The organism is Actinoallomurus liliacearum, from assembly GCF_039542035.1.
Classification (GTDB): Bacteria; Actinomycetota; Actinomycetes; order Streptosporangiales; family Streptosporangiaceae; genus Actinoallomurus; species Actinoallomurus liliacearum.
The window spans coordinates 768,075-793,020 of the sequence record NZ_BAABHJ010000005.1 but is presented as its reverse complement, the minus strand read 5'-3'; the positions used below and the strand labels follow the sequence as shown (position 1 = coordinate 793,020).

The 24,946-nt window shown below is 70.5% G+C and carries 28 protein-coding genes; 15 read left to right on the top strand and 13 right to left on the bottom strand.

Annotation, left to right across the window (positions count from 1 at the left end):
- Positions 1-38: 38 nt before the first annotated feature.
- Positions 39-1,334: a COG4705 family protein gene (locus ABD978_RS11650; RefSeq protein ID WP_345352872.1), complete on the bottom strand. Its 1,296-nt coding sequence runs from the start codon at positions 1,332-1,334 to the stop codon at positions 39-41.
- A 92-nt stretch (positions 1,335-1,426) separates the two neighbouring features.
- On the opposite strand from ABD978_RS11650, the gene ABD978_RS11645 reads away from it, so the two are divergent.
- Both ABD978_RS11645 and ABD978_RS11640 read left to right on the top strand, forming a co-directional pair.
- Positions 1,427-2,095 (top strand): response regulator transcription factor, encoded by a 669-nt coding sequence (locus tag ABD978_RS11645; protein WP_345352869.1) that lies wholly within the window; start codon positions 1,427-1,429, stop codon positions 2,093-2,095.
- Positions 2,092-3,393, top strand: coding sequence for a sensor histidine kinase (locus ABD978_RS11640; RefSeq protein WP_345352866.1), 1,302 nt, complete (start codon positions 2,092-2,094; stop codon positions 3,391-3,393). The genes ABD978_RS11645 and ABD978_RS11640 overlap by 4 nt, the downstream gene beginning before the upstream one ends.
- On the opposite strand, the gene ABD978_RS11635 is transcribed toward ABD978_RS11640, so the two are convergent.
- Positions 3,394-3,819: an AAA family ATPase gene (locus tag ABD978_RS11635; protein WP_345352863.1), complete on the bottom strand. Its 426-nt coding sequence runs from the start codon at positions 3,817-3,819 to the stop codon at positions 3,394-3,396.
- Between the two features lie 215 nt (positions 3,820-4,034).
- On the opposite strand from ABD978_RS11635, the gene ABD978_RS11630 reads away from it, so the two are divergent.
- Positions 4,035-4,832, top strand: coding sequence for an alpha/beta fold hydrolase (locus tag ABD978_RS11630; RefSeq protein ID WP_345352860.1), 798 nt, complete (start codon positions 4,035-4,037; stop codon positions 4,830-4,832).
- Positions 4,833-5,006: 174 nt separating this feature from the next.
- Here ABD978_RS11630 and ABD978_RS11625 read toward each other — a convergent pair whose 3' ends face one another.
- The 4 genes from ABD978_RS11625 to ABD978_RS11610 all read right to left on the bottom strand — a co-directional run bounded on the left by ABD978_RS11625 (position 5,007) and on the right by ABD978_RS11610 (position 8,333).
- On the bottom strand, positions 5,007-5,732 hold the full coding sequence (locus tag ABD978_RS11625) for a PhzF family phenazine biosynthesis protein (protein ID WP_345352857.1): 726 nt from the start codon (positions 5,730-5,732) through the stop codon (positions 5,007-5,009).
- Between the two features lie 50 nt (positions 5,733-5,782).
- Positions 5,783-6,796, bottom strand: a complete 1,014-nt coding sequence (locus ABD978_RS11620; protein WP_345352854.1) for a glycoside hydrolase family 113 protein — start codon at positions 6,794-6,796, stop codon at positions 5,783-5,785.
- A 19-nt stretch (positions 6,797-6,815) separates the two neighbouring features.
- The gene (locus tag ABD978_RS11615; protein ID WP_345352851.1) at positions 6,816-7,538 is read right to left on the bottom strand and encodes a VC0807 family protein; all 723 of its coding nucleotides are present in this window, start codon (positions 7,536-7,538) and stop codon (positions 6,816-6,818) included.
- Positions 7,539-7,670: 132 nt separating this feature from the next.
- Positions 7,671-8,333 (bottom strand): HNH endonuclease family protein, encoded by a 663-nt coding sequence (locus tag ABD978_RS11610; RefSeq protein ID WP_345352848.1) that lies wholly within the window; start codon positions 8,331-8,333, stop codon positions 7,671-7,673.
- A gap of 173 nt (positions 8,334-8,506) precedes the next feature.
- Between ABD978_RS11610 and ABD978_RS11605 the strand changes: the two genes are divergently transcribed.
- The 9 genes from ABD978_RS11605 to ABD978_RS11565 all read left to right on the top strand — a co-directional run bounded on the left by ABD978_RS11605 (position 8,507) and on the right by ABD978_RS11565 (position 15,099).
- A complete protein-coding gene (locus tag ABD978_RS11605) occupies positions 8,507-9,250 on the top strand; it encodes a dienelactone hydrolase family protein (protein WP_345352845.1) in 744 nt (247 codons plus the stop codon).
- 1 nt (position 9,251) lies between these two features.
- Positions 9,252-9,521 (top strand): DUF6295 family protein, encoded by a 270-nt coding sequence (locus tag ABD978_RS11600; protein WP_345352842.1) that lies wholly within the window; start codon positions 9,252-9,254, stop codon positions 9,519-9,521.
- 169 nt (positions 9,522-9,690) lie between these two features.
- Entirely contained in the window at positions 9,691-10,584 is an 894-nt protein-coding gene (locus tag ABD978_RS11595) for an ABC transporter ATP-binding protein (protein ID WP_345352839.1), read from the top strand.
- Positions 10,581-11,471 carry an ABC transporter permease gene (locus tag ABD978_RS11590; protein ID WP_345352836.1) on the top strand — a complete coding sequence of 297 codons (891 nt, stop codon included), beginning with the start codon at positions 10,581-10,583 and terminating at the stop codon, positions 11,469-11,471. The genes ABD978_RS11595 and ABD978_RS11590 overlap by 4 nt, the downstream gene beginning before the upstream one ends.
- Positions 11,468-12,379 (top strand): ABC transporter ATP-binding protein, encoded by a 912-nt coding sequence (locus tag ABD978_RS11585; RefSeq protein WP_345352833.1) that lies wholly within the window; start codon positions 11,468-11,470, stop codon positions 12,377-12,379. The genes ABD978_RS11590 and ABD978_RS11585 overlap by 4 nt, the downstream gene beginning before the upstream one ends.
- Positions 12,376-13,092 (top strand): ABC transporter permease, encoded by a 717-nt coding sequence (locus ABD978_RS11580; protein ID WP_345352830.1) that lies wholly within the window; start codon positions 12,376-12,378, stop codon positions 13,090-13,092. The genes ABD978_RS11585 and ABD978_RS11580 overlap by 4 nt, the downstream gene beginning before the upstream one ends.
- A gap of 122 nt (positions 13,093-13,214) precedes the next feature.
- The gene (locus ABD978_RS11575) at positions 13,215-14,114 is read left to right on the top strand and encodes an alpha/beta fold hydrolase (RefSeq protein WP_345352827.1); all 900 of its coding nucleotides are present in this window, start codon (positions 13,215-13,217) and stop codon (positions 14,112-14,114) included.
- Positions 14,111-14,614, top strand: coding sequence for an RNA polymerase sigma factor (locus tag ABD978_RS11570; protein ID WP_345352824.1), 504 nt, complete (start codon positions 14,111-14,113; stop codon positions 14,612-14,614). The genes ABD978_RS11575 and ABD978_RS11570 overlap by 4 nt, the downstream gene beginning before the upstream one ends.
- Positions 14,611-15,099 (top strand): hypothetical protein, encoded by a 489-nt coding sequence (locus ABD978_RS11565; protein WP_345352821.1) that lies wholly within the window; start codon positions 14,611-14,613, stop codon positions 15,097-15,099. The genes ABD978_RS11570 and ABD978_RS11565 overlap by 4 nt, the downstream gene beginning before the upstream one ends.
- A gap of 13 nt (positions 15,100-15,112) precedes the next feature.
- Here ABD978_RS11565 and ABD978_RS11560 read toward each other — a convergent pair whose 3' ends face one another.
- The 4 genes from ABD978_RS11560 to rplM form a co-directional block, all read right to left on the bottom strand.
- A complete protein-coding gene (locus ABD978_RS11560; protein WP_345352818.1) occupies positions 15,113-15,319 on the bottom strand; it encodes a dodecin family protein in 207 nt (68 codons plus the stop codon).
- 136 nt (positions 15,320-15,455) lie between these two features.
- A complete protein-coding gene (gene glmM, locus ABD978_RS11555) occupies positions 15,456-16,796 on the bottom strand; it encodes a phosphoglucosamine mutase (RefSeq protein WP_345352815.1) in 1,341 nt (446 codons plus the stop codon).
- A gap of 170 nt (positions 16,797-16,966) precedes the next feature.
- Positions 16,967-17,473, bottom strand: a complete 507-nt coding sequence (gene rpsI / locus ABD978_RS11550) for a 30S ribosomal protein S9 (protein ID WP_345352812.1) — start codon at positions 17,471-17,473, stop codon at positions 16,967-16,969.
- A 33-nt stretch (positions 17,474-17,506) separates the two neighbouring features.
- Positions 17,507-17,950, bottom strand: a complete 444-nt coding sequence (gene rplM, locus ABD978_RS11545; protein ID WP_345352809.1) for a 50S ribosomal protein L13 — start codon at positions 17,948-17,950, stop codon at positions 17,507-17,509.
- Between the two features lie 346 nt (positions 17,951-18,296).
- Between rplM and ABD978_RS11540 the strand changes: the two genes are divergently transcribed.
- The 3 genes from ABD978_RS11540 (at position 18,297) to ABD978_RS11530 (ending at position 21,884) form a co-directional block, all read left to right on the top strand.
- Positions 18,297-18,977, top strand: coding sequence for a CAP domain-containing protein (locus ABD978_RS11540; RefSeq protein ID WP_345352806.1), 681 nt, complete (start codon positions 18,297-18,299; stop codon positions 18,975-18,977).
- A gap of 38 nt (positions 18,978-19,015) precedes the next feature.
- Positions 19,016-20,185: a hypothetical protein gene (locus ABD978_RS11535; protein ID WP_345352803.1), complete on the top strand. Its 1,170-nt coding sequence runs from the start codon at positions 19,016-19,018 to the stop codon at positions 20,183-20,185.
- A gap of 664 nt (positions 20,186-20,849) precedes the next feature.
- Entirely contained in the window at positions 20,850-21,884 is a 1,035-nt protein-coding gene (locus ABD978_RS11530) for a hypothetical protein (protein ID WP_345352800.1), read from the top strand.
- A gap of 181 nt (positions 21,885-22,065) precedes the next feature.
- On the opposite strand, the gene truA is transcribed toward ABD978_RS11530, so the two are convergent.
- From truA to ABD978_RS11515, 3 genes are all read right to left on the bottom strand, one after another.
- Positions 22,066-22,917 carry a tRNA pseudouridine(38-40) synthase TruA gene (gene truA / locus ABD978_RS11525; protein WP_345352796.1) on the bottom strand — a complete coding sequence of 284 codons (852 nt, stop codon included), beginning with the start codon at positions 22,915-22,917 and terminating at the stop codon, positions 22,066-22,068.
- Positions 22,918-23,274: 357 nt separating this feature from the next.
- Positions 23,275-23,799, bottom strand: coding sequence for a 50S ribosomal protein L17 (rplQ, locus tag ABD978_RS11520; protein WP_345352793.1), 525 nt, complete (start codon positions 23,797-23,799; stop codon positions 23,275-23,277).
- A gap of 123 nt (positions 23,800-23,922) precedes the next feature.
- Positions 23,923-24,936: a DNA-directed RNA polymerase subunit alpha gene (locus ABD978_RS11515; RefSeq protein ID WP_252840846.1), complete on the bottom strand. Its 1,014-nt coding sequence runs from the start codon at positions 24,934-24,936 to the stop codon at positions 23,923-23,925.
- Positions 24,937-24,946: the final 10 nt, after the last annotated feature.

Below are 24,946 nucleotides of genomic sequence, written 5' to 3'. Positions count from 1 at the left end.
CGGGGCAGGAGGGTGATCCGCCTACTTCACGCGCCCATTCAGAAGCGGTGGCTCTTGAAGTCGGCCAGCAGGACCTTGAGCTGCTTCTCCTGCTTGGCGGCTGGGGCCGGCTTGATGTGGCCGTGGTCGATGGCGTACGTCTTGAGGACCGCGTCCATCTGGTTGTCGAGCAGGGTCCAGGTCTTCTTGTTGACCGCCTGCAGCGAGGTGGCGTCGGCGTCCCAGTCATCGCGCATCTTCTGCACGGTGGCGTGGGAGGCCGCGGCCTTCCCGGCCCGGTCCTGGGTGATCGCCGTCTGGGCGAGGTTCTCGTACTTCGCCACTGCGGCGGTCGTCTGGTCGCCGGTCAGGGCCGGCTTCGGGCAGGCCGGCATCGTCTCGCTCTGACCGGTCGGGTCGCAGGTGACGTGGGGCTGGTTGTGGGCCCAGACCATCAGCGCGGCGGTGCCGGCGGCGATCACGCCGAAGGCTCCCAGCGCGATGCGCTCCTTGCGCGCGTTGGCGGTGGCCGACGGCGCGTGGGTCGCCTCGTAGGTCTCGGCGACGTCGCTGCGGCTGATCGACAGGTAGATGACCGTCGCCAGGATGGCGCCGAGGAAGATCAGGCTCGTGATGAAGGTGCCCAGGCCGAGTCCGACCGGGTCGCCGGGGTTGGCCGCGACCTTCGGGGAGGCGAGCCAGTCACCGATGTTGGCGCCGAGCGGTCGGGTGAGGATGTAGGCCAGCCAGAACGAAAGGACCGGGTTGGCGCCGAACTTCCACAGGGCGGTGATCGACGCGATGAGGCCCAGCGGCAGGAACACCGACTGCGCGGGTGTCCAGTTGGTCAGCTCCAGCGTCCAGTCACCGGTGGCGGTGCCCAGCGCGAACGTCACCAGGACGGTCAGCCAGTAGAACGCCTCACGCGGGAAGGTCGTGATGCTGTGGATCGACAGGGTCCGCTCGCGCAGCCACCAGACTCCGAAGACGAGGGCCAGCAGGACCGAGAACACCGTCGAGCTCAACCACAGCGGGACGTGTTGCTCATCGGTGAGCATGTCGGTATACAGCGTGCCGGTGACACTGACCACCACGACGGTCAGCCAGTACGGGAACGGGCTGTAGCGCTTGGTACGGAACTGGACCGTTAGCACGACCGCGAATACCGCGGTGAACAACAGCATGGTGTTGGTCAGGCCGAAGCCCAGCGTGGTGTTGATGTAGTCGGCGAAACTCTCACCGACGGTCGTGCAGAGGATCTTGATGATCCAGAACCAGACCGTGACCTCAGGCACCTTGTTGAGCATCTGCCGGCCGGTCGGTTCGCCCATCCGGATCTGCTGAGTTGTTGTCATCGGGGAAGGCTGGCACGGCGTGCCTGAACACAACCTGAACGCTTCGGCAGGCAGGTGGGCTCAGGTTACGGGAAGGTCCGTAACCTGACCGTGTGACCATTCACCGCGTCCTGGTCGTCGAGGACGACCACGGACTTCGTGACGTTCTCGCCCGGGGCCTGCGCGAGGAGCAGTTCGAGGTGTTGACAGCCGCGGACGGAGCAGGCGCGCTGCGGACGATTGATGACCAGATCGACGCAGTCGTGCTTGACATCGGGTTGCCCGACTCCGATGGCAGGGACGTCTGTCAGGCCATGCGCGCTGCCGGGCTGGACATGCCGGTCATCTTCCTGACCGCTCGTGACGGCCTCACGTCCCGGCTTTCGGGCTTCTCCGCAGGCGGCGACGACTATCTCGCCAAGCCCTTCCACCTGGCCGAACTCGCCGCCAGAGTCCGTGCGGTGCTACGCAGAGCCGGTCGCGAGGCGGCCACCGAGGTCGACGGGCTGCGGCTGGACCCGGTCGCACACGTCCTGAAGACCCCGGACGGCACACAGATGCCCCTCACACCCACCGAGTTCCGGCTACTGGCCTCCTTGATGGCAGACCCCGGCGCGGTCGTCCGGCGCCATGCCCTGGTGCGCTCGGCCTGGCCCGAAGGCGCCCAGGTCAGTGACAACACCCTCGACCAGTACCTGAGGCGCCTGCGCCGTAAGCTCCATGAAGCCGGGTGTGAGCGGGGCATCAGCACCATACGCGGCGTCGGCTACCGATTCGCATGAGGGGCCTCACGCCGGCGACTCTGCGCGGTCGCCTCGCTCTGCTCGCGCTGGCCACGACGGCGATCTGGGTCACGCTGCTCACCGTGGTCTTCAACCTGGCGCTTCACACGCAGCTGCGTAGACAGGCCGATGACCTACTGCGGACCCGGGCGGCGGCCGTGGCAGCGACCCTCCAGACCTGGCCGGACGGCCATATCCAAGTGCTGGAACCCTCCGACGACCGCGCTTTGGACGTCGGAGTCTGGATCTACCAGGGTCACACAGCCATCGAGCGCCCAAGAGCGCCCAAGGGGCTGCAGGCGAGCGCGGACCGCATGGCCGGGCAGCGCAAGACCTTCATGGACACCAAGACGCCGTACGCCTGGAGGGTTTACTCGCTGCCGGTGACGTCCGAAGGCCGGCGGGTGGGCACGGTGGTCAGCGCGGTTGATCTTGACCCCTACAGCGACCTGGCCCGTCTGGTGCTCGCCGGTTCCGCGATCCTCGCCCTGCTGTTGCTCTTCGGCGTCTACCCGCTGACTCGCGCGGTCGTTCGCGGTGCCCTCCGGCCGGTAGCACAGATGAGCGAGCAGGCCACGCAATGGGGAGAGCACGGAACCCATCACCGGTTCGGCTCGGAACACCGTCCTGCCGAACTCGCCGGGCTGGCGAGCAACCTAGATCAGCTACTCGATCGGCTCTCCGCCGTCCTGCGCCACGAACAACAGCTCACCGCTGAACTCTCACACGAACTACGGACCCCGCTGGCCCAGATCACCGCAGAGATCGACTGGCTGATCGCGCGAAACCGCACCGTCGCTGAACGAGACGCCTCACATCAAGCGATCGCGGCGAGCGCGGCCACCATGCAGCGGATCTGTGAATCCCTGCTCACCATCCCCACCGATCAGGTCCGGGGCCGATGCTCGCTGCTCCACCTGGCCCGTGACGTGGCCGAGCGCAGCACGGAGGGGCCGCCGATCGTCGTAGCCGGTAACGACGTGATGGCTGGGGTACCCGCGAACCTGGTCGAACGCATCCTCGTGCCCCTGCTGAGCAATGCCCGCCGCTACGCGCGGAACCAGATCACAGTGGAGTGCACTGCCAACGTGGAGATCATCATCACCGATGACGGTCCCGGCGTACCGGTGGAGCTCCGTAACGCAGTGTTCGAACCGGGCCGACGCGCCAACCCCGACGACGGTCACGACGGCGTCGGACTCGGGCTCGCACTTGCCCGACGCCTGGCCCGTACGGCTGACGGAGACATCGTCATCGACGCGGCCGGGCGGTTCGTCATTTCCCTGCCCCGCGGTTGATCACCCCGCCAGGCACTCCGAACGGCCCGTGCTCAGCACCCCCCTGACCTCACCGAATCCGCCCGCGCCGTCGATCCGGACCTCGTACAGCTCGTCGAAGCCGTCTGACGGCCGCGGACGGCGCAGACGTTTCAGGGTGGCGAAGACACCGACGTCGGGCACTCGATTCCTCCCGGTACGCGAGGCGTTGCGGCGCAGCGAACCGGCGACGTCGGGCGGGAACCAGTAACCGACCACCTTCGCCCCGTGCCGCCGCGCGGCCTCGGCCAGCGGCCACCACTCCTCAGGCGAGGGGTTGGTGTTGTCGACGGCGACGCTCAAACCCTCCGCCAGGGCCTCCTCCACGAGCCGCATCTGCCGCGCCTGCCGCCGCCGAGCGTTCGGAAAGTCGTCCTTGCTGACGTGCACATACTCAGGCGCCAGCACCTGCTGTGTAGTCGCCGTTGCCTCATTGTCGCCGGAGGGGACGGCAGGGTGTCCGGTTCGCCGGTTTTCCGCCGTCAACAGAGACGGCAAGGACCGATGTCGGCCAGTTCGCGGGTCCCGGATTCCCCCACAATGGGGCGGTGCGGGTCCGCGTGAATGACGTCGTTCTCTATTTCGACGTTGACGGGTGTCAGCTCGTCCCGGACGGGGCGACCATGGTGGAGCGACCGACGATCGTCGTGCTGCACGGCGGCCCTGGCGCCGACCACTCGGTGTTCAAGCCAGGGTTCGGCGCGGCCACCGAGTTCGCCCAGGTGGTGTACCTGGATCAGCGGGGCAGCGGCCGGTCCGACCGGGCCGGTCCCGGGTCCTGGACGTGGGACCGGTGGGCGGACGACGTCGTCGACTTCTGCGACGCCCTCGGCATCGTCGACCCGACCCTGGTGGGCACGTCCAGCGGCGGGTGGGTCGCCCTGACGGCGGCCCTACGTCACCCGGAACGCGTCTCCAAGCTGGTCCTCGACAGCGTGATGCCGGGCCCCACCGAGGAGCGGCTGGCCGTGTTCGAACGTCTCGGCGGCGCCGAGGCGCGCGAGGTGGCCCGCCGCTACTGGGCCGGCGAGAGCGGCGACGAGATCCGTGCGGCGTGGGAGAGCGTCTGTCTTCCGCTGTACTCCCGGAAGTCCGGCGGCGACCCGGACGCCGCCGACCGGCTGGCCCGGATCCAGTGGAACCACGACGTCCTCGAACACTTCAGGCACGTCCTCGCCGCGCGGTTCGATCCCTGGGACCGGCTCGACCGGCTGACCTGTCCGACGCTCGTCCTCACCGGCGCGGACGACCCGGTGGCCACCGAACCGGCCGCCCGCCGCCTCACCGAGGCGATCACCAACGCACCCGTCCGCCTGCACGTCCTCCCGGACACCGGTCACGGCGTCTTCCGCGAGGCCCCCGGGACGGCGTTCCCTCTACTCCGCGACTTCGTGACCGACAGCACCGAACCATCCACCTGACCGCCCCGGCCCAGGGCCTCGTCGTCTCATCACGCGCCGTCCACTCAGCGGAGAATTCGTCTCCCGTCAGGAGCCGGCCCGAAAAAGGAGGGCACTCCGCCCTGGCGCCATGAGGTTCACCCGCCGTCTCGTGGAACTCGGTGACCTGCATTCAGGCCGATCGTCGGAGTTCGCTCAGGCGCTCGCCGTCGCGTAGAAGTCGGTGATCTGGGCGGTGAGCTCAGGAGCGGGGGGATCGACGACGCAGCGTCCGCCCAGTTCGACGCGGACGTCGTCGATCGGGTCGGTCCGGATGATGGCGCCGTGCCGACCGTGGACGACCTCGAGTGGGCGGCCCAGCTTGAGGGTGAGCAGCATCGAGGCGCTGCCGCACGCCTCGTCCTCGCCCTTGCCGATCCGGGGTGCCCACAGCCGGGCGCGTACGCGACCGGCCGTACGGTCCAGCCAGGCCCAGACCTGGGTGAAGTCCTCGCCCTCCGGGAGTCCGGCGAGCGCGTCGATCGTCTCGGGCCGGTCCATCTCCAGGTGACGCCAAGGCTTGGACCACGCCGCCGGGGCGGTGATCCAGACGGTGCCGTCCTGGTCGCGGCGGCAGGCGACCGGTCCGGCCTCCGGAACGAGTTCGGTGACCGGGGAGCCGAGCCGGTGGAGGACCTCGACCGTGGCGAGCAGGGGGTGACCGCCGAAGCGGATCGCCTGACCGTACGACCCGTGGATGGCCACGACGCCGCGGGCGTCGTCTCGGACGAAGACGGTCGCGGGGATTCCCAGTCGGGTCGCCAGGGCCTGGCGCTCGTCCGCGGTCACGGACGCGCCGTCGGGCTCGATGACGACGAGGGCCGGATTTCCGTACTCCCCCTCGGCGTTCACGAACGCCCGGGCCAGCATGCAGACCGTCATCCCCGCACCTTCCCATCTCGTCCTACCGAGGTGACACGGTAGCGGTCGCCTCAGTCGGCGTAGGCGGCGGCAAGGGTGTGGAAGGACTCCTTCGGTTCCCAGGTCAGGTCGGGGTAGGCCGTTCCGTGGCCGGTCTCCAGCACCTTGACGACGCCGTACGAGGCCAGGTCGAGGTCGTGGATCGGGTCGCCGGCGCGGTGCGGCAGGCCGTAGCCGGCGAAGGTGAACCAGAAGGCGCTGTCGACGCCCTCCCGCTCGAAGATCTGCAGTAGTTCGCGCATATAGGCCGCCTGCTCGGCCTCGTCGCGTACGTAGACGCCGTCCAGGCGGGGCGGGTCCGAGTCACGGTCGGCGATCATCCAGCCGGTGCCGCCGCGGGCGGCGGCGCCGCGGTAGGTGCAGCAGCCGAACTCGGTGACCGCGACCGGCTTGCCGTGCCGGAAGTGCGCGCGGAGCTCCTCGACGTAGCGGCCGGCGTTCTCGGCGGCGCGGTAGGCGTCGACGCCGACCAGGTCGAATGGGGTCCAGTCGATGTCCTCCCAGGGCCCGGCGGCGTACGTGATCCGGCCGCCGAACCGCTTGCGGGCCGCCGCCACCGTCTCGGCGAAGAAGGCGTTCACCCGGGCGGGGACCTCGCGCATCGTCGCGTACACGGCGGGGTCGCCGGAGACGAGCGCGTCGATCCGGGCGTACACGTCGTCGCCGGGGATGAAGCCGGCCGCGAAGAGGCTGACCTCGCAGCCGGTGACGAGGACGGCCTCGGTGCCGCCGCGCCGGATGTCCTCGGCCCGTTCGGCGCAGTCGGTGAAGAGCGGCAGCATCTGCTCCGCCGTCAGTTCGCAGGGGAATGGGGCGAACCAGACCTCCAGCCCGGCGGCGGCGGCGTGCTCGGCGGCGACGGTCAGCCGTTCGGGGTCGCCCCCGGAGATCCGCACGGCGGTGCAGTGCAGGTCGTCGGCGATGATCCGCATCTCCCGCCGTACGACGTCGGAGTCGAAGGTCTTCCGGCTGTTCTCCCCGCCGGGGTGGAAACCGGTGTCGTAGTTGATGCCCTTGGCGCGCATGGTCGTCTTCCCTTCGGGGTCAGGACTCGGTCTCGGCGGCGACGAGCTTCTCCATCGGTCCGCTGGCGGTTCCGCCGACGACGATGCCGACGGCGATCGCGCCGAGCAGGATGACGGTCGACAACCAGGCCATCGTGTCGATGGGCAGGGTGAACGCGCCGACCAGGCGGGCGGCGCACTCGCCGAGGAGGGCCAGGCCCCAGATGACGGTGAACCGCCGTTCGAGGCGGTGGAACGCCGCGGACCCGGCGGACAGCCGGTCCCACGCGGCGATCCTCGCGGGGTCGCCCTTGGTCATGAAGGGCTTGAGGCCGGCCGACATCAGCGGGCGGCCGCGGAAGGCGGAGATCAGGATGCCGAGGCCGATCACACTGCTCACGCCAGAGTCCTTGGCCAGCATCAGCCGGGCGTCGCCGGTCACGAAGCTGAGCACGATCCCGACGACGTTGACCGCCAGCATCAGGCCTGCCAGGCCGTTGAACACGCGGTGGCGGACCGCGTCGACGACCGTGTGCACCGCCGGGACCACGCCGCTGAGCGCCAGCGAGGTGACCACGTCCACGCCCAGACCCTTGTGCAGCAGGTAGTACCCGCCCGTGGGGATGGCGACGTCGACCACCAGCGGCGTGAGGTTGCGGGCCAGTTGCCGACCCGTGGACCGGTCCGCCGCCTGCGAGCGGTCCGCCGGCGCGGTGCCCGTCCCCTTCGCGGCGGGCCGGTCGGCCGTGACGATCTGTGCCATCTTCGTTCCTTCGCTCGGCTTCGTTGTTGCCACAAGCTTCGCGGGAACGGGGATGCGTCCGGCAGATCCATCGATCCACGGTGGACCGGTACGAATGTCACGGCTCCGGAGGATCGGAACGACCGGTCGCGGTCAGCAGGCGTCGAGCATCGACAGCAGCGCCGTACGGTCCGCACGGGTCACGGACAGCCGGTAGGTGTGCGCCACCCCGATGAACTTCTCGGCGTAGGTGCACTGGAACGACTTCTGGGGCTTCCACTCCGCCGGCCCCTTGTCGCTCTTCTGCATGTTCGGGCGGCCCCAGACGGCGAGCAGGTTGCCGGGGTCGTTGGCCAGTTGCGCGCGCTTGTCCGTGGCCCACTCGTGGGCGCCCATCCGCCACGCCAGGGCGAGCGGGAAGATGTGGTCGATCTGCACCTCGGAGGCGTGCGCCTTGGTGAAGTCGATGTCCTTGCCGGCGTACGGGTCCTGCAGCTCACCGGAGATGACGACGCACTTGTCGCGCTTCTTCACGTGGGTCAGGTCGCGGGCGAGGATGTCGTTCCGCGTGTCACAGCCGTTGTGGTCTTCGTCCTTCCAGGCGGGTCCGTACTTGTCCCGGCTGTATCCCGTCATCGGATCCGGTACCGCGACCTTGACCTGGCTCAGCTCTTTCCGGGCGGTCGCCTCGTCGCCCTTCGTCGCGTGGGGTGCCGAGCCTCCTCCGCCGGTCGGTTGGACCCCATTGGCCGAGCATCCGGCGGCGAGCACCGCCGGGATCACGAGCGACATCGTCCGTACGCGCCACGACAGCATGATCCTCACCTCATTTTTGCTGGCTTTTTGCCCAGGTTTGACGGATGAATGCTGCCATATCTGACGATCACGAAATCTGGCGATTTGGCCTGCGGGGACGGGCGACGGCGCGGAAGTCCGCGGGCTCCAGTGACCCCATCCGGCGGCACCGGGAATCGGTAGCCTTGCTAACCATGTACGACGCGATGATGGCCGAAACGATCCCGCTGACCGGCCACAGCGACGACCCGATCGAGGCGTACCTCGCCCGGCCCCTCGGACCGGGCCCGTACGGAGGCGTGGTGGTGATCCACCACATGCCCGGCTACGACGAGCCGAGCAAAGAGATCGTGCGCAAGCTCGCCGCGCACGGCTACACGGCGATCATGCCGAACCTGCACTACCGGGACGCGCCCGGCGCCTCCCCGGACGACGCGGCGGCCGCCTCCCGCGCGGCGGGCGGCGTGCCGGACGAGCGGCTCGTCGGCGACGTCGACGCCGCCGTCCGCTACCTCAGGAGCCTGGCCTCCTCGAACGGCAAGGTCGGCACGATCGGGTACTGCTCCGGTGGGCGCCAGTCGTTCCTGGCCGCCTGCTCACTCGAGCTCGACGCGGCGGTGGACTGCTACGGCGCCTTCGTCGTCGGCGAGGTGCCCGAGAAATTCCCGATGGCGGTGCGGCCCATCGTCGACCGCACCCCGGACCTTTCCTGCCCGCTGCTCGGCCTGTTCGGCGCCGAGGACCAGTACCCCTCCCCCGACCAGGTCAAGGAGCTGGAGGAGGCGCTGAAGAAGCACGGCAAGACGTACGACTTCCACGTGTACGAGGGCGCCGGCCACGCGTTCTTCGCCGTCGACCGGCCGAACTACCGGCCGCAGGCCGCGAACGACGGCTGGCAGCGCGTCTTCGGCTGGTTCGACCGCTACCTGGGGGCCTGAGATGTGCACCTACGTCACTGAGCTGGTCGCGATGGCGGGCAGCGGCAAGGGGCCCGACGGCTGGTTCCCGCTGACGCAGGCCGCCGTGTACGTCGACCACCCGTTCCACGCGCCCTTCGAGCACACCGTCAACATCGACTTCACCGCGCCGGAGCTCGGCCCGGGAGCGCGGATCGCGGTGGAGCTCACCGAGGAGTCGGCGCTGGCGCTCATCGACGCGATCAAGGCGGCCCTCGCCGCCGCGCCTCCCGGCATCGCCGCCGCCGGCTGAGCATCACCCGCCGGCTGAGCACCGCCCGATGGGCGGACGCGCCGACCGCGCGTCCGCCATCGGACTACCGGGCATCATCCGGAAGGCACGCGCAGTCATCCCAAAGGGGGGCGAAGCGTAGTGCCGAAGAGTGACGACGGGCGCACCGTCGCTCCACTAGGTTCGGATCATGTCCATCATCGCCACGCGGGGGCTGTCCATGCGGTTCCCCGGCGTGCTCGCGTTGGATCAGCTGACGGTCGACGTCGAACCCGGTGTCGTCGGGCTCGTCGGAGCCAACGGCGCGGGCAAGTCGACGCTCATCAAGATCCTGCTCGGCCTCCTCGAACCCACGAGCGGGCAGGCCCAGGTGCTCGGCCTCGACACGGCTCGCGAGTCCATGAAGATCCGTGAGCTGGTCGGCTACATGCCCGAGCACGACTGCCTGCCGCCGGACGTGTCGGCCACCGAGTTCATCGTGCACGTCGCCCGGATCTCCGGCCTGCCGGCCACCGCCGCCCGCGAGCGCGCCGCCGACACCCTGCGCCACGTCGGCCTGTACGAGGAGCGGTACCGCCCGATCGGCGGCTACTCGACCGGTATGCGGCAGCGCGTCAAGCTCGCCCAGGCCCTCGTCCACGACCCGAAGCTCGTCTTCCTCGACGAGCCCACCAACGGGCTCGACCCCGCCGGTCGCGACGAGATGCTCGCCCTGGTCCGGCGGATCGGCGGCCAGTTCGGCATCAGCGTCCTCGTCACCTCCCACCTGCTCGGCGAGCTCGAACGCGTCGCCGACCACCTGGTGATCATCGACGGCGGGCGGCTCCTGCGGTCGCAGGCGGTCTCGGCGTTCACCCAGGCCAGCGGCGTGCTGGCGGTCGAGGTCGAGGAGGAGATGGACCGCCTCGGCGAGCACCTGGCACGGACCGGGCTGCACGTCCGCCCGGACGGCCGCCTGCTGCTCGTCGACATCGCCGGCGAGACCACCTACGACGTCGTACGCGACTCGGTCGCCGACCTCGGCCTGGCGCTCGTCCGCATGGAGAACCGCCGCCACCGCATCGAAGAGGTGTTCTCGACGTGACGAGCGTCATCCACGACATCGGATACCGGCACTACGACGGCAAGCGTCTCGGCCGGGCGTACGCCGTCCGGTCCCTGTTCGTCCACAACCTGCGCGCGGCGTACGGCCTGGGCCGGCCGGTCAAGGCCAAGATCATGCCGTTCCTGCTGTTCGCCATCATGCTGCTGCCGGCGGCGATCAGCGTGGCGATCACGGCGATCGCCGCCCAGCTCGCGGGCGGGCGGAGCATCGACCTCATCCGCTACTCCGCCTACGCCACCTACCTGCAGCCGCTGATCGCCATCTTCCTGGCAGCGCAGGCACCCGTGATCGCCTCCCGCGACCTGCGGTTCCACGTGACGCCGCTGTACTTCTCCCGGCCGCTGAGCCGCCTCGACTACGTGCTGGCCAAGTACGGCGCGTTCGCGACCGCGCTGGTCATCCTGCTGGCGACGCCGGTGACGATCCTGTTCATCGGCGCGCTCGTCACGAAGCAGCCGCACCTCGGCACGCACACCGCGCACTGGCTCGCCGCCCTCGTCGGGTGCCTGCTCTACGCCCTGGTGCTCGCCGGCCTCGGCCTGGTCGTGGCCGCGTTCACGCCCCGCCGTGGGTTCGGCGTCACCGCGGTCATGGCGGTCTACCTGCTCAGCACCACGGCGGTCGCCGCCATCCAGGGCATCGCCGAGAACCAGACGCAGTTCGGGGTCGCCCAGTGGGCGGGCATGTTCGCCCCGTTCAACCTCATCGACGGCGTGCAGGTCTGGGCGCTGCGCGCGAAGCAGGCCGCGCCCGAACCACCGCCCCCGGGCCTCGGTGGACCGGTGTTCACCCTCGTGTGCGCCGCCCTCATCGTCGGTTCCGCCGCGATCCTGTACCTGCGCTTCCGGAAGGCGGGCGCCAAGTGAGCCGGCTCGAGATCCAGGACGTCTCCCGGTGGTACGGCAACGTCGTCGCCGTCAACGGCGTCAGCATGACGATCGGCCCCGGCGTCACCGGCCTGCTCGGGCCGAACGGCGCCGGCAAGTCCACCCTGATCCACATGATGGGCGGCTTCCTCGCCCCCTCCAGCGGACAGGTGACCATCGACGGGCAGCGCATCTGGAAGAACCCGTCGGTGTACCGGCAGATCGGGCTGGTGCCCGAGCGGGAGACCGCGTACGACTTCCTCACCGGCCGCCAGTTCGTCCGCGCGATGGCCAAGCTGCACCGCCTGCCGAACCCCGAGGCCGCCGCCGAACGCGCCCTCGCCATGGTGGAGATGGTCGACCCGGCCGACCGGATCATCGGCAACTACTCCAAGGGCATGAAGCAGCGGGTCAAGATGGCCTCCGCGCTGGTCCACGACCCACCGGTGCTGCTGCTCGACGAGCCGTTCAACGGGATGGACCCGCGCCAGCGGCTGCACTTGATGGACCTGATCCGGAAGATGGCCGCCGAGGGCCGTACGGTGCTGTTCAGCTCGCACATCCTCGAGGAGGTCGAGCGGCTCGCGCACCACATCGAGGTCGTGGTCGCCGGGCGGCACGCCGCCTCCGGCGACTTCCGCGCCATCCGTCGGCTGATGACCGACCGGCCGCACATGTTCGTGGTCCGGTCCAGCGATGACCGGCGCCTGGCGGCCGCGCTCATCGCCGACCCGTCGACGCGCGGAGTCGAACTGACCTCCGGCGGCCTGGAGGTGGAGGCCGTCGACTTCCAGCGGTTCTCCCTCGTGCTGCCGCAGGTGGCCCGGCAGGCGGACATCCGGCTGTGGGAGGTCGCCCCCGCCGACGAGTCCCTCGAGAGCGTCTTCTCCTACCTGGTGGCGTCATGAACACTGTCATCGCTTCCATCACGTTCCGCGCCATGCTGAGCAGGCGGCGGATCCTGCTGCTGTTCCTCCTGCCCGCCCTGCTGCTCGCGCTCAGCATCGGCCTGCGGGTCAGCGGGCACGCCGACCTGGACAACGCCACGATGCTGCTCACGCAGTTCGGGCTCGGGGCGCTGCTGCCGCTGCTCGCGCTGCTCGCGGGCACCGGCGTGATCGGCCCGGAGATCGACGACGGCCAGATCATGTACATCATGACCAAGCCGATCGCGCGTCCGGTGATCTCCACGACGAAGTACGTGGTCGCGGTCGTCCTCGTGGTCGCCTTCGGCGTCGTGCCGATGTTCGTCGCGGGTGTCATCATGACCGGGCTGACCGCGGGCCTGGCGACCGGGTTCGCGATCGGCGCGCTGGTCGCCGGCGTCGCCTACTGCGCGCTCTTCCTCGCCATCGCGGTGCTCAGCCGGTTCGCGGTGACGATCGGCCTGATCTACGCCCTGGTCTGGGAGAACCTCATCGCCCGGTACGCCTCGGGCGCCAAGACCCTGTCGATCCGCCAGTGGGGCATCAGCGTCGCCGACATGGTGACCAACGCGACCGCGGTCAAGGCGGACGTCGGCTCGGCCACCGCGGTGCCGCTGCTGATCGCCGTCACCGTCCTCGGCGTCGCCTACGCCGGCTGGAAGCTCCGCACCCTCTCCATCACCGGCACGGATTAGCGGGCCGGTGCCCGTCCGCCGGCGATCTCGTGCGAATCGCCGGGAACGTTCCGGCGAATGGGCTCCTCCCTATGGATGAGAGCCGGCTCATCGGGTCGGCGGCCGTAGGGAGGAGAGCGCGGATGCGAGAGATGCCGCAGGTCGAGGGAGTGACGCACCGGTTCGTCGAGGCGAACGGAGTGCGCTTCCACGTGGCCGAGGCGGGCCCCGCGGATGGAACGCCGGTCCTGTTCCTCCACGGGTTCCCGCAGCACTGGTACGCGTGGCGGCACGTGGTGGCGCTGCTCCCCGGCCACCATCGGCTGGTCATGCCCGACTTCCGGGGATTCGGGTGGTCCGAGGCGCCCGAGCGGGGCTATGACACCGACACCCGGGTGGACGACGTGCTCGCGCTCATGACCGCGCTGGGTCTGGACCGGCCGCTCCTGGTCGGCCATGAGTGGGGGGCGTGGGTCGGCTTCATGGCCTGTCTCCGAGCGCCGGAACGCTTCGACCGGTTCCTGGCGCTCGGCATGATCCATCCATGGCCGGAGCACCGGCGCCTCATCCGGCACGCGTGGCGGATGTGGTACACGATCCTGTGGGAGTACCCGATGCTCGGCGGCGCGGTGCTGCGGCACTGGCCCGCGTTCACCAGGTACATCCTCCGCAAGGGGGTGACCGACGCCGGTGTGTGGGAACGTGCCGAGCTCGACGAGTTCACCGAATCCGTACGGCCGCGCGAGCGGGCGCACGCCGGCCACGCGCTGCACTGGCAGTACGTCCTGCGGGACATCCCCCGGCTCGTTCGCGGCTCCTACCGGACACTCCGGCTGACCGTGCCGACGACGCTCCTGTTCGGCGCGAGCGACTTCGCGATGTCCCCCGACGCGCTGGCGGGCGGTGAGCGGCACGCCACCGACCTCGAGGTCCGCGTCGTCCCCGGCGGCCACTACCTCGCGGATGAGCGGCCCGACCTCGTCGCCGGAATGATCGGCCTGCTGTCCACCGCGTCGGCCGGAGTGGAGGAACCGATCGGGTGAACGGCGACTCGGAGCGTGCCGCCGCGCTGGTCCGGGCGGCACAGCGGGGCGACGGCATGGCGATGCACGATCTGCTCGACCTCCTGGCCCCGTACGTCGGCCGGATCTGCGGCCCGATCGCGTTGGACGACGGCCCGGACGCCGCGCAGGAGGCGCTCATCGCGATCTTCCGCGGCCTCCGGGGCCTGCGCGATCCCGGCGCGGTCTTCGGCTGGGCCCGGTCCATCGCGATCCGGGAGGCGGTACGGATGGCGCGCCGCGCGCAGGGCACCCGGCCCGCCGAGCTGGACGACGTACCGCAGCCGGGCGACCCGCAGTTGGCCGCGGACGTCCATGACGTCCTGCGCCGGCTGTCACCGGAGCACCGTGCGGTCCTCATGCTCCGAGACCTGGAGGGTCACGGGGAACGGGCTGTCGGCGAACTGCTGGAGATATCGACGGGGACGGTGAAGTCACGGCTGCACAGGGCGCGGCTCAGCTTCCGGAAGGCATGGCGATGACCGACACGAACTGGCCCGAGGCCGACCTCGATCCCGTACGCCGCCTGCGGATCATGGCGGCGACCGTCCCCGGCGCGGTGTACGCCGAGGACGTGCTGGCCGTGCCCTTCGACGAGGTGTGGGCGGTCGCCGCCGACCTTGAGAACGAGTTCCCGCACCTGCTCACCGACGTCCGCGCCATGCGGGTCACCCGGGCGGACGGGGACCGGCTCGAGGCGCGGGCGCGGGGACGGTTCGGGCAGCGAGCGCGGTTCGACGTCGTGCTCAGGCCGGGATGGTGCTGGATGCAGAGCCGCTTCCTGGTGGGCGGAATGGCGGCGGTGGCCGAGGCGGATCGGACGAGGTTCGCGTTCATGGGTGCACTGCGCGTGCCCGGTGCCCGGCTCGTCCATCCGTTGTCACACGCCCTCGGCGGTTCCCCGGGCTCGGGGGTCGTACGGCGCATGGCCGAGCGGGCGTCCACCCGCGCGGCTCGGGCCTCCTGACCCGTACGAGGTCCTATTCGAGGACGAAGGTGACCAGCATGTTGACCTTGTAGCCGCTGATGTCCCCGTTCTCGGAGAGCTGGACCTCCATCTCCTTGATCCAGGCGGACTTGAGCTTGCGCAGGGTCTCCCCGGCCCGGCTGATGCCGACCTTCACGGCGTCCTCGAAACTCGACTCCGAGATCGCGCTGATCTCGGTGACACGCGCCACTGATGTCATGGGTGCTCGACCTTCGTCTCGTGGTGACCGCCGCTCGGCGGCACGGCCGTCATGATCGACGTACCCGTGCCGTCACGAGCGGTATCGGTCACCCACGTAAAGTGATGACGATGGTCGGAGGACGAGCGATCCGCGATCAGAGGGCGGCGCGGACGGCCTCGGCGAGGCGCTCGGCGACGACGCGGGCCTGGTCCTCGGCCTGCGCCTCGACCATGACGCGCACCATGGGCTCGGTGCCGCTCGGGCGGATGAGCACCCGGCCGCCGTCTCCCAGCTCGGCCTCGGCGGCCTGGACGGCGGCGGCCAGTTCGGGAGAGGTCTTGGCCTTGGACTTGTCCACGCCCTTGACGTTGATCAGCACCTGCGGGAGCCGGGTCATGACCTTCGCCAGCTCGTCGAGGGGGCGACGGCGGTGGGCGATGGTGGACAGCAGGTGCAGCCCGGTGAGCACGCCGTCTCCGGTGGTGGCGTGGTCGAGCATGATGACGTGGCCGGACTGCTCGCCGCCGAAGGCGTACCCGCCGGCCTTCATCGCCTCCAGGACGTAGCGGTCGCCGACCGCCGTCTCGACGACGTTGAGGCCCTGGTCCCGCATGGCGAGCTTGAAACCAAGGTTGGACATGACGGTGGCGACGACCGTGTCGCCGGGCAGCTTCCCGGTGTCGCGCAACTCCAGGGCCAGGATCGCCATGATCTGGTCGCCGTCGATGGCCTCGCCGGAGGCGGTCACCGCGAGGCAGCGGTCGGCGTCGCCGTCGTGCGCGATGCCGGCGTCCGCGGCGTTCTCCACCACGGCGCGCTGCAGGCGCTCCAGGTGCGTCGAGCCGTACCCGTCGTTGATGTTGAGGCCGTCGGGCGAGGCGCCGATCGCGATCACGGTCGCGCCGGCGCGGCGCAGGGCCTCCGGGGAGACGCCCGAGGCGGCGCCGTGCGCGCAGTCGACGACGACCTTCACGCCGTCCAGCGAGCCGGGCAGCGTCGACAGCAGGTGCGCGATGTAGCTCTCGACCTCGCCGTGCGCGTCGCGGACCCGCCCGACGCCGGGCCCGGTCGGGCCGGCCCAGTCCTGGCCGAGGTGGGCCTCGACCTGGTCCTCGATCTCGTCGGCGAGCTTGTGGCCGCCCCGGCCGAAGAACTTGATGCCGTTGTCGGGGGCGGGGTTGTGCGACGCGGAGAGCATGACGCCCAGGTCCGCGCCGAGCGACTGGGTGAGGTACGCCACGGCGGGCGTCGGCAGCACGCCGAGCCGGAGGACGTCGACCCCGGCCGAGGCGAGCCCGGCCACGACCGCGGCCTCCAGGAACTCACCGGACGCGCGCGGGTCCCGGCCGACCACCGCGACGGGGCGGTGCCCCTCGAACGCGCCGACCTCGCCGAGGACGCGGGCCGCCGCGACCGACAGGTCGAGCGCCAGGGAAGCCGTCAGGTCGCGATTCGCGACTCCACGTACGCCGTCGGTCCCGAACAGACGCGCCACCACAACACCCCACCATCGAACGCACGGACCGGTCGCGTCCGGATACGCCCGCCCAGGCGCGACCGCGGGAAAAAGCGATCAGCGGTCCCGCCGGATGGCGGGACCGCCGAGGTCCTGTCCACGAGCCGCAGCCACCACCAGGGCGGAGCCGGGCCGGCGGACAGGCGCGATCAACGCTTGCTGTACTGCGGAGCCTTACGGGCCTTCTTGAGACCGTACTTCTTCCGCTCCTTGGCCCGCGCGTCACGGGTGAGGAAGCCGGCCTTCTTCAGCGGCGGGCGGTTGTCGGGGTCGACCAGCTGCAGGGCGCGCGCGATACCGAGGCGCAGCGCACCGGCCTGGCCGGTCACGCCGCCGCCGCTCACGCGGGCGATGACGTCGAACTGGTCCTCGAGGCCCAGGGTCACGAACGGCTCGTTCACGACCTGCTGGTGGACCTTGTTGGGGAAGTACGTGTCCAGGGAGCGACCGTTGATCGTCCACTTCCCGGAACCCGGGACGATGCGGACGCGCGCGATGGCCTCCTTGCGACGGCCGGTGCCGGCGGCCGGGCCGGTCAGCACCGGGCGCGGAGCTTCGTCGGCGACGGCCTCCGGGGACTCGGTGGTGTAGTCCCCCACGTACTCTTCGAACTCGGCACCCTCAACGGGCGTCTCGACACCGGTGGGCTCGGCCACGGTACTCCTCTGGATCTCTTTCGATGCCGCGCGTTACTGCGCGATCTGCTTGATGTCGTAGGGCACCGGCTGCTGGGCCTGGTGCGGGTGGTCGGGGCCGGCGTAGACCTTCACCTTGCTGAACATCTTGCGGCCCAGCGTGTTCTTCGGAAGCATGCCCTTGATCGCCTTTTCCACGGCGCGCTCGGGGTTCTTCTTCATCAGGTCCGAGTAGGCGATGGACCGCAGACCACCCGGGTAACCGGAGTGGCGGTAGGCCTTCTTCTGCTCGAGCTTCTTGCCCGACAGCGCCACCTTGTCGGCGTTGACGATGATGACGAAGTCACCCGTGTCGAGATGCGGGGCGTAGATCGGCTTGTGCTTACCCCGAAGCAGCGTTGCGACCTGGCTGGCCAGCCGACCCAGCACGACATCGGTCGCGTCGATGACGTGCCACTGACGCTGGACGTCAGCAGGCTTAGGGGTGTAGGTGCGCACGGTCGTAAGCCTTCGTTTCGTGTCTGACAGAGACTGGGTCCGCCGGACGGCCTAGTAGCCGCCGCAGGCCCGGTGGGTCGAGCGACCCGATCACGGGCACGCTGACGCACACAACGAACTAGCAGACTACCGGCCCGCACGCCAGCGGGCAAAGCGAGCGTCGCGGACCGTCTTCCGTCGTCACGAGGCGACGATCGTACGGCTGTCCTCTTGGACACCCTATACCGGGAAGTATCGGAGAACGCCGGACTTGACCGGCTTCGTAGGCCTATAGTGCTGGTCCTCCGCTGCCCCCCGGGAGGATCCCCTGTCCGCGAAGCGCGTCAAACGCCGCGTCCAGGCATTCGTGCTGCTGGCGATCGCGGTCTTCGTCTCCGGCGGCATCGCCGCCCGGTCGCTCTGGAGTGCCGCGCAGCAGCACTCCCCTTCGCCGGCCACCACGCCGGCGCGTGACGTCGCCGTCTTCCCCAGTCCCGAGGGATCGGCCGTCCGCCCCTCCGTCGACCCGAGCCCGTCGGCCCGCCCGTCGAAGGCGTCCCACCGGTCCAAGAGCCCGACGCCGAAGCGGAAGACGCCCAAGAGCAGCGCCACCCCCAGCGCCACCCGGTCCACGGCCACCGCCACGCCGTCGAAGAGCACGAGCAAGGCGGCGGCGGCGGAGAGCGCCGTGGTGCGTCTCACGAACGAGCAGCGAGCCGCCCACGGCTGCACGGCCCTGCGCGTCGACACCCGGCTGCGGACCGCCGCCCGGGCGCACTCGGCGGACATGCGTGACCGGAATTACTTCGACCACAATTCGCCGGACGGACGGACCCCCTGGGACCGCATCAAGGCGGCCGGCTACGCGGACCCCGGCGCGGAGAACATAGCCAAGGGCTACGCGACCCCGGAGGCCGTCGTACAAGGCTGGATGAACAGTCCCGGCCATCGGGCGAACATTCTGAACTGCAGCTTGAAAGCCATCGGAGTCGGCGTCGCTTATGGGTCGGGCGGCCCGTGGTGGACACAGGACTTCGGCTTTAAGTAACCGCCTGAACACGCAAATGAGCAGGTAGGGTCGCGGTCATGGCTTTTCCGGGTGATAAACAGCAACCCGGCGGCTGGGTACCTCCGCAGCCGCCGCAGTCGCCGTACGGCCCGGCCGAGGATGAGGCCTCCCGCGGCGGTTCGCTCTTCGAACGCCCGTACGGCTCCGGCACGTCCCAGAACGAGGACGCCGCCGGTTCGTACGGCGGCCCGAACTCCTACGGGGGTTCCTCGTACGGCACCGAGCAGCCGGGCGGCTACGGGCAGGAGACACGGTCCTTCGGCCAGGACGCCGGCGGCTACGACGCCGGACCGGGCGGTCCCGCGGAGGGCCCGTACGGCGGCACGGGCGGGTTCGACGCTCCAGGCGGCTACAACGCCCCGGGCGGACCCGGTGGGCCGGGCCGGTACGGCGAGATGCCAGGCGCCTACGGCCAGGACCCCGCCGCGGACGTACCCGGCGACGAGCGGCCGGGCGGCAGGAAGAAGCTCCTGATCATCGGGGCCGCGGTCGCCGCGGGCGTCGTCGTCATCGGCGGCGGAGCGGCGTTCGCGCTGTCCTCGGGCGGCGGCCCCGAGCCGAAGCCGACGGCGGCGTCCAAGCCCGCCGCCGCGCCCCCGAAGACCCCGACCGCGACCCCCACCCCCACGCCGACCGAGACCGGGAAGGGCGAGCGTCTCGCCGCCCGGGCCACGGACCCGAAGCCGCTCACCCTCGCCGAAGTCTTCAAGAACAAGAAGTTCAAGGCCGGCGGCCGCACCTACGTGCTGACCACGCGACGCTCGGACCCCAAGTGCGCGAGCGCCGTGCACGGCACCACGTTCCGCAAGGCCCTCGTGAAGGCCGGGTGCACCCAGGTGCTGCGCGCGACGTACAGCAACGGCAAGTTCATCGGCACCATCGGCGTGGTCAACCTCAAGACGGCGACCACGGCCAAGTACGCGCAGAAGGCGTCCCGCCCGAAGGACGCGTACGTCCTGCCGCTGCCGGGCGCCGGGAGCACCAGCAAGATCGGTAAGGGGCTGTCGCTCACGACCTCCGACCCCGACGGCCACTACCTCATCATGAGCTGGGTGCAGTACCCGACCGGCAAGAAAATCACACAGAGTGACTACGCGAGTGTGACCGCATTCGTGCAGAATGCGACAGTCGGTAGCAATCTGCGACCAGCTCTGAACTACCGGTCAATGGTTGGCAAACCCGCATAAAGGACACCGCTCGCTAATACTCTAGTGACCCACGTCTGGCCGTGACGAGACTTTTGTACCGTCCGTAACGGAAGGGTCGGAGCCTCCACCGACGCCGGCGTCGCCCGGCCGTCGTACACCGGCTGATCCCCTCGTCACCCCCCAGCCCGCCGATGTGCCGCCGGGCGACCCGGCCCGTTCCGGACCGCCCCCGACGCCTGACGCCGAGGAGAGCATGACCCCGCCACTCCCGCGTCCCGGATCTCCCGCGCCCGACGCGGAGAACCGGGAGACGGCCCCGCCGCAGCGACCGACGGCCGCGACGCCCTCGGACCTCCGTTCCGACCCGCCGACCGGCCCCCGCTCGGCGGGTACGTCTTCACCCCGCCCGACGGACGCCCCGGAGCACCGCTACAGCGCTCCGCCCCCGGCGGCCGGTCCCGTACCGGACGCCCCGCCTCCCTCGGCACCGGCGTACGGCCCGGCCACGGACGTTCCCGGCGCCCCGTACGGGACCGATGGCGGCCCGGCGTCACCCGATCCGAACGCGAACGCGACGGTGTGGTTGGGGACGACGGATCGTCCGGCCGAGCCCTCCGCCGGAGCCGCAGGGCCCCCAGGACCCGCCTCGGCGGCCTCATCGGGCCTGGTCGACGACTCGGCCCCGGGAGCCGCCGAGAGGACCGTGACGGACGTCCTGGAGCCGGAGACGGGTGCCGCCCTGACCGTGGCACGACGCGCGGGCGAGCCGCCGCTCTCCGCGGCGGAGAGCACCATGCCCCCGCTCACCCCCGACGCCATCCTCCCGCCGGGCACGATCCCCGAGGCGCCCACGGAGCCGGAACCGGAGCCGGAGATGGACGCCACCCGGCCCACTCCCCAGATCGGCTCGGGCGAACCCGGCCCTCCCTCCGACGGGCCCGGCGGTCCGCGCGGCCCCGGCGGACGCTGGCGTGGCGCCGCGGGCGCGGCCGGAGCACGTGGCGCGCTGCTCATCGGCGCCGGCGCGCTCGCCGCGCTCGTGCTCGGCGGCGGTGGCGTCATCGCCTACACCACGGTGTCCGACGACGCGCCGAAGGAGCACGCGGCGTCCGCTCCGCCGACCCATGCCCAGCAGCCGCCCACGCCCAGCCCGGCCGCTCCGACGCCCACCCACACGTCGGCCAAGCCGAAGCCCAAGCCCAAACCCAAGCCGACGCCCATCGACATCAGGGACGAGAAGAAGGACCCCAAGCCGCTCAGCGTCACCGAGGTCTTCCCCGATCAGCAGCTCAAGATCGCCGGGCACACGTTCGTCCTGATGAAGACCGTCCCGAACGACCACTGCAACCTGACCGCCAACGGGCCCTTCAGCGTGGAGCTGACCCGTCAGCACTGCCGCCGCGTCGTACGGGCGACCTTCGTCTCCGACGACAAGAAGCTGGCGGTGACGACCGGGATCGCGGCGATGCCCACCGACGCCGCCGCGGCCGCCGCGATGAAGGCCCAGGACGCCGAGCACTACAAGTGGTTCCGCGGGATGAAGGCCACCGACGCTCCCAAGATCGACCAGGGCGGCGGCTACGCGGCGAGCATTCAGCGCGGCCGGTACATCATCTACTCGTACGCGATGTTCACCGACGCCCACAAGCCGAAGCCGGACGACACGACGCTCAAGGACGTCGCGTTCGGCTTCCGCACGGACACCGGCAAGGCCATCGAGGTCCGCGCGAAGAGCTGACCGGCAGGCGACGCGCGTCCCGTCCCACGCCGGGCCTGGACGCGCGTCGTCGTCTTCTTCCCATCGACGCCCGCCCTCACCCACGCCGCGCCGAGCCCGGATGCATGTCGTCGTGTTCCTGGCGACGTCCGCGTTCCCCCACGCCGGGCTCGGGGCGCGCGGCGCGTTGCTCCGGGCCGGGTCAGCCGGCCTGGCGCTCCTCCGGGGCGGTCGCGCCGAGGACCCGGACCCGGCGGGTCTCCTGGGCCCGGCTGGCCAGCAGCCCGGCCTCCGGGTACGTGACCTCCTCCAGCGTCAGGCCGTGCGGCGGGAGGACCTGCACCGCCGAGTCGCGGACGCGGGCGGAGAGGACCTCGGCCGGCCACTCGACCGGACGGCGGCGGTCGCCGACCGACAGCAGCGCGCCCACGATGGCGCGCACCATGGAGTGGCAGAAGGCGTCGGCCACGATGGTGGCGACGGCGACGTCGGCCGACTCGCGCTCCCAGTCGTACCGCAGCAGCCTCCGGATCGTCGTCGCGCCCTCGCGCCTGCGGCAGTACGCGGCGAAGTCGTTCTCGCCGAGCAGCAGCGCGGTGGCGGCGTTCATCCGGTCCAGATCGAGGGGCCGAGGGTGCCACAGCACCTCGTGGCGGCGCAGCGGGTCGACGCCCACCGGGTTGTCGCAGACGCGGTAGGCGTAGCGGCGTGACAGGGCGGAGAACCGCGCGTCGAAGCCGTCGGGCGCCTGTTCGATCCGCCAGATCCGCACGTCCGGTGGCAGCACGCCGGCCATCCGGCGCGGCAGTGTGCCGCCCACCTGGGAGTAGGCCGCCACGGGGAGGACGACGTGCGCGACCTGGCCGCGCGCGTGCACCCCGGCGTCCGTACGACCCGCGACCGTGAGGACCGGCGGCGGGTCCAGCCGCAAAACCCGGCCCAGGGCGTCCTCGATGACACCCTGGACGGTTCGCCGCCCCGGCTGCCGCGCCCAGCCGGCGAACTCCGCGCCGTCGTAGGCGAGGTCGAGCCGGAGTCGTACCAGAGCGGTCATCGGGCTCGCGGCGCGTCGGTCTCGGCCTTCGGGCCGAACGCGGAACGCCGCCTCCCCCCTTCTGTTACCGTGAGCGCGTCGGTGACGGCGCGGCGGAGTCGCGTCCGGGCGCACCCCGCGGGCGCGCCGAGCCCCTCAGCCGTCGAACGGGGCCGCAGACGGCGAACCACCGGCTTCTCCTTCATAGACGGATGGACGTCCCTTGAGGGGTGAACGTCAACGAACGGATCGACGGCTCCCGCCTGCCGGCGGCCGAGCAGATCCGGCACCGGCGGCCGAGCGCGTCGAACACAAGTCTTTCAAACAACGAGCCCGCCGTCCCGTAGGGGCGCGGCGGGCTGCGTCGTAAACGTTGCGCTACTTCTTCTCGTCGGCCTCGGTGTCGTCCGCCGTGGCCTCCGCGGCCGGGGCCTCGGCCGCCGGCTCCTCGGTCGCCGCTGCCGGGGTCTCCTCGGTCTCCTCGGCGGCGGGCGCCGGGGCCTCCGCGGCCGGAGCGGTCGTACGGGTCGTCACCGCGGACGGCGCGGCCTCCTCGACCAGCTCGATCAGCGCCATGGGGGCGTTGTCGCCCTTGCGCGGGCCGAGCTTGGTGATCCGGGTGTAGCCGCCCGGACGGTTCTCGAACCGCGGACCGATCTCGGTGAAGAGCGTGTGGACGACGCCCTTGTCCCGCACGACGGTGAGGACCTGGCGCCGCGCGGCGAGGTCACCGCGCTTGGCCTTGGTGATCAGCTTCTCCGCCAGCGGACGCAGCCGCCGGGCCTTGGCCTCGGTCGTCGTGATGCGGCCGTGCTCGAACAGCGCCGTGGCGAGGTTCGCCAGGATGATGCGCTGGTGCGACGGGCTGCCGCCGAGACGAGGGCCCTTGGTGGGCGTGGGCATGAACTTCTCCTTGTTTCAACCCGCACCGGCCGTACGAGGTACCGGTGTCGGTCCGGCGAGGCCGTCGGCCCCGCCGAGTGTCGGTGACGACGGGCGGCCCCTGGGGGCCGCCCGGTCAACTGATCAGTACTGCTCGGTCTCGGCGTAGCTCTGGTCCTCGTCGCCGTAGGCGTCCGCCGCCGCCGTCGGGTCGAACCCGGGCGGGGAGTCCTTCAGCGTGAGGCCCATGTCGTTGAGCTTCTGCTTGACCTCTTCGATCGACTTGGCGCCGAAGTTGCGGATGTCGAGCAGGTCCTGCTCGCTGCGGGCCACGAGCTCACCCACGGTGTGGATGCCCTCGCGCTTGAGGCAGTTGTAGGACCGGACCGTGAGGTTGAGCTCCTCGATCGGCAGCGCCAGGTCCGCCGCGAGCGCGGCGTCCGTCGGGGACGGGCCCATGTCGATGCCCTCGGCCTCGACGTTGAGCTCCCGGGCCAGGCCGAACAGCTCGACCAGGGTCTTGCCGGCGCTCGCCACCGCGTCGCGCGGCAGCATCGCGGGCTTGGTCTCGACGTCCACGATCAGCCGGTCGAAGTCGGTGCGCTGCTCGACACGCGTCGCCTCGACCTTGTAGGTGACCTTCAGGACCGGAGAGTAGATCGAGTCGATCGGAACCCGCCCGATCTCCTGGCCCGGCTGCTTGTTCTGGGCGGCGGAGACGTAACCCCGGCCACGCTCGACGGTGAGCTCCATCTCCAGCTTCGCCTTGTTGTTCAGCGTGGCGATGTGGAGCTCGGGGTTGTGCACCTCGACACCGGCCGGCGGCGCGATGTCGGCGGCGGTGACCTCACCGGGGCCCTGCTTGCGGAGGTACATCACGACCGGCTCGTCGTGCTCGGAGGAGACGACGAGCTCCTTGAGGTTCAGGATGATGTCGGTGACATCCTCCTTCACGCCCGGGATCGTGGAGAACTCGTGCAGCACGCCCTCGATCCGGATGCTCGTGACGGCGGCACCCGGGATGGAGGACAGGAGCGTACGGCGAAGCGAGTTGCCGATGGTGTAGCCGAAGCCCGGCTCCAGCGGTTCGATCGTGAACCGCGACCGGAACTCGTCGACCTGCTCTTCGGTGAGAGTCGGTCGCTGGGCGATGAGCATTTCTTACTTC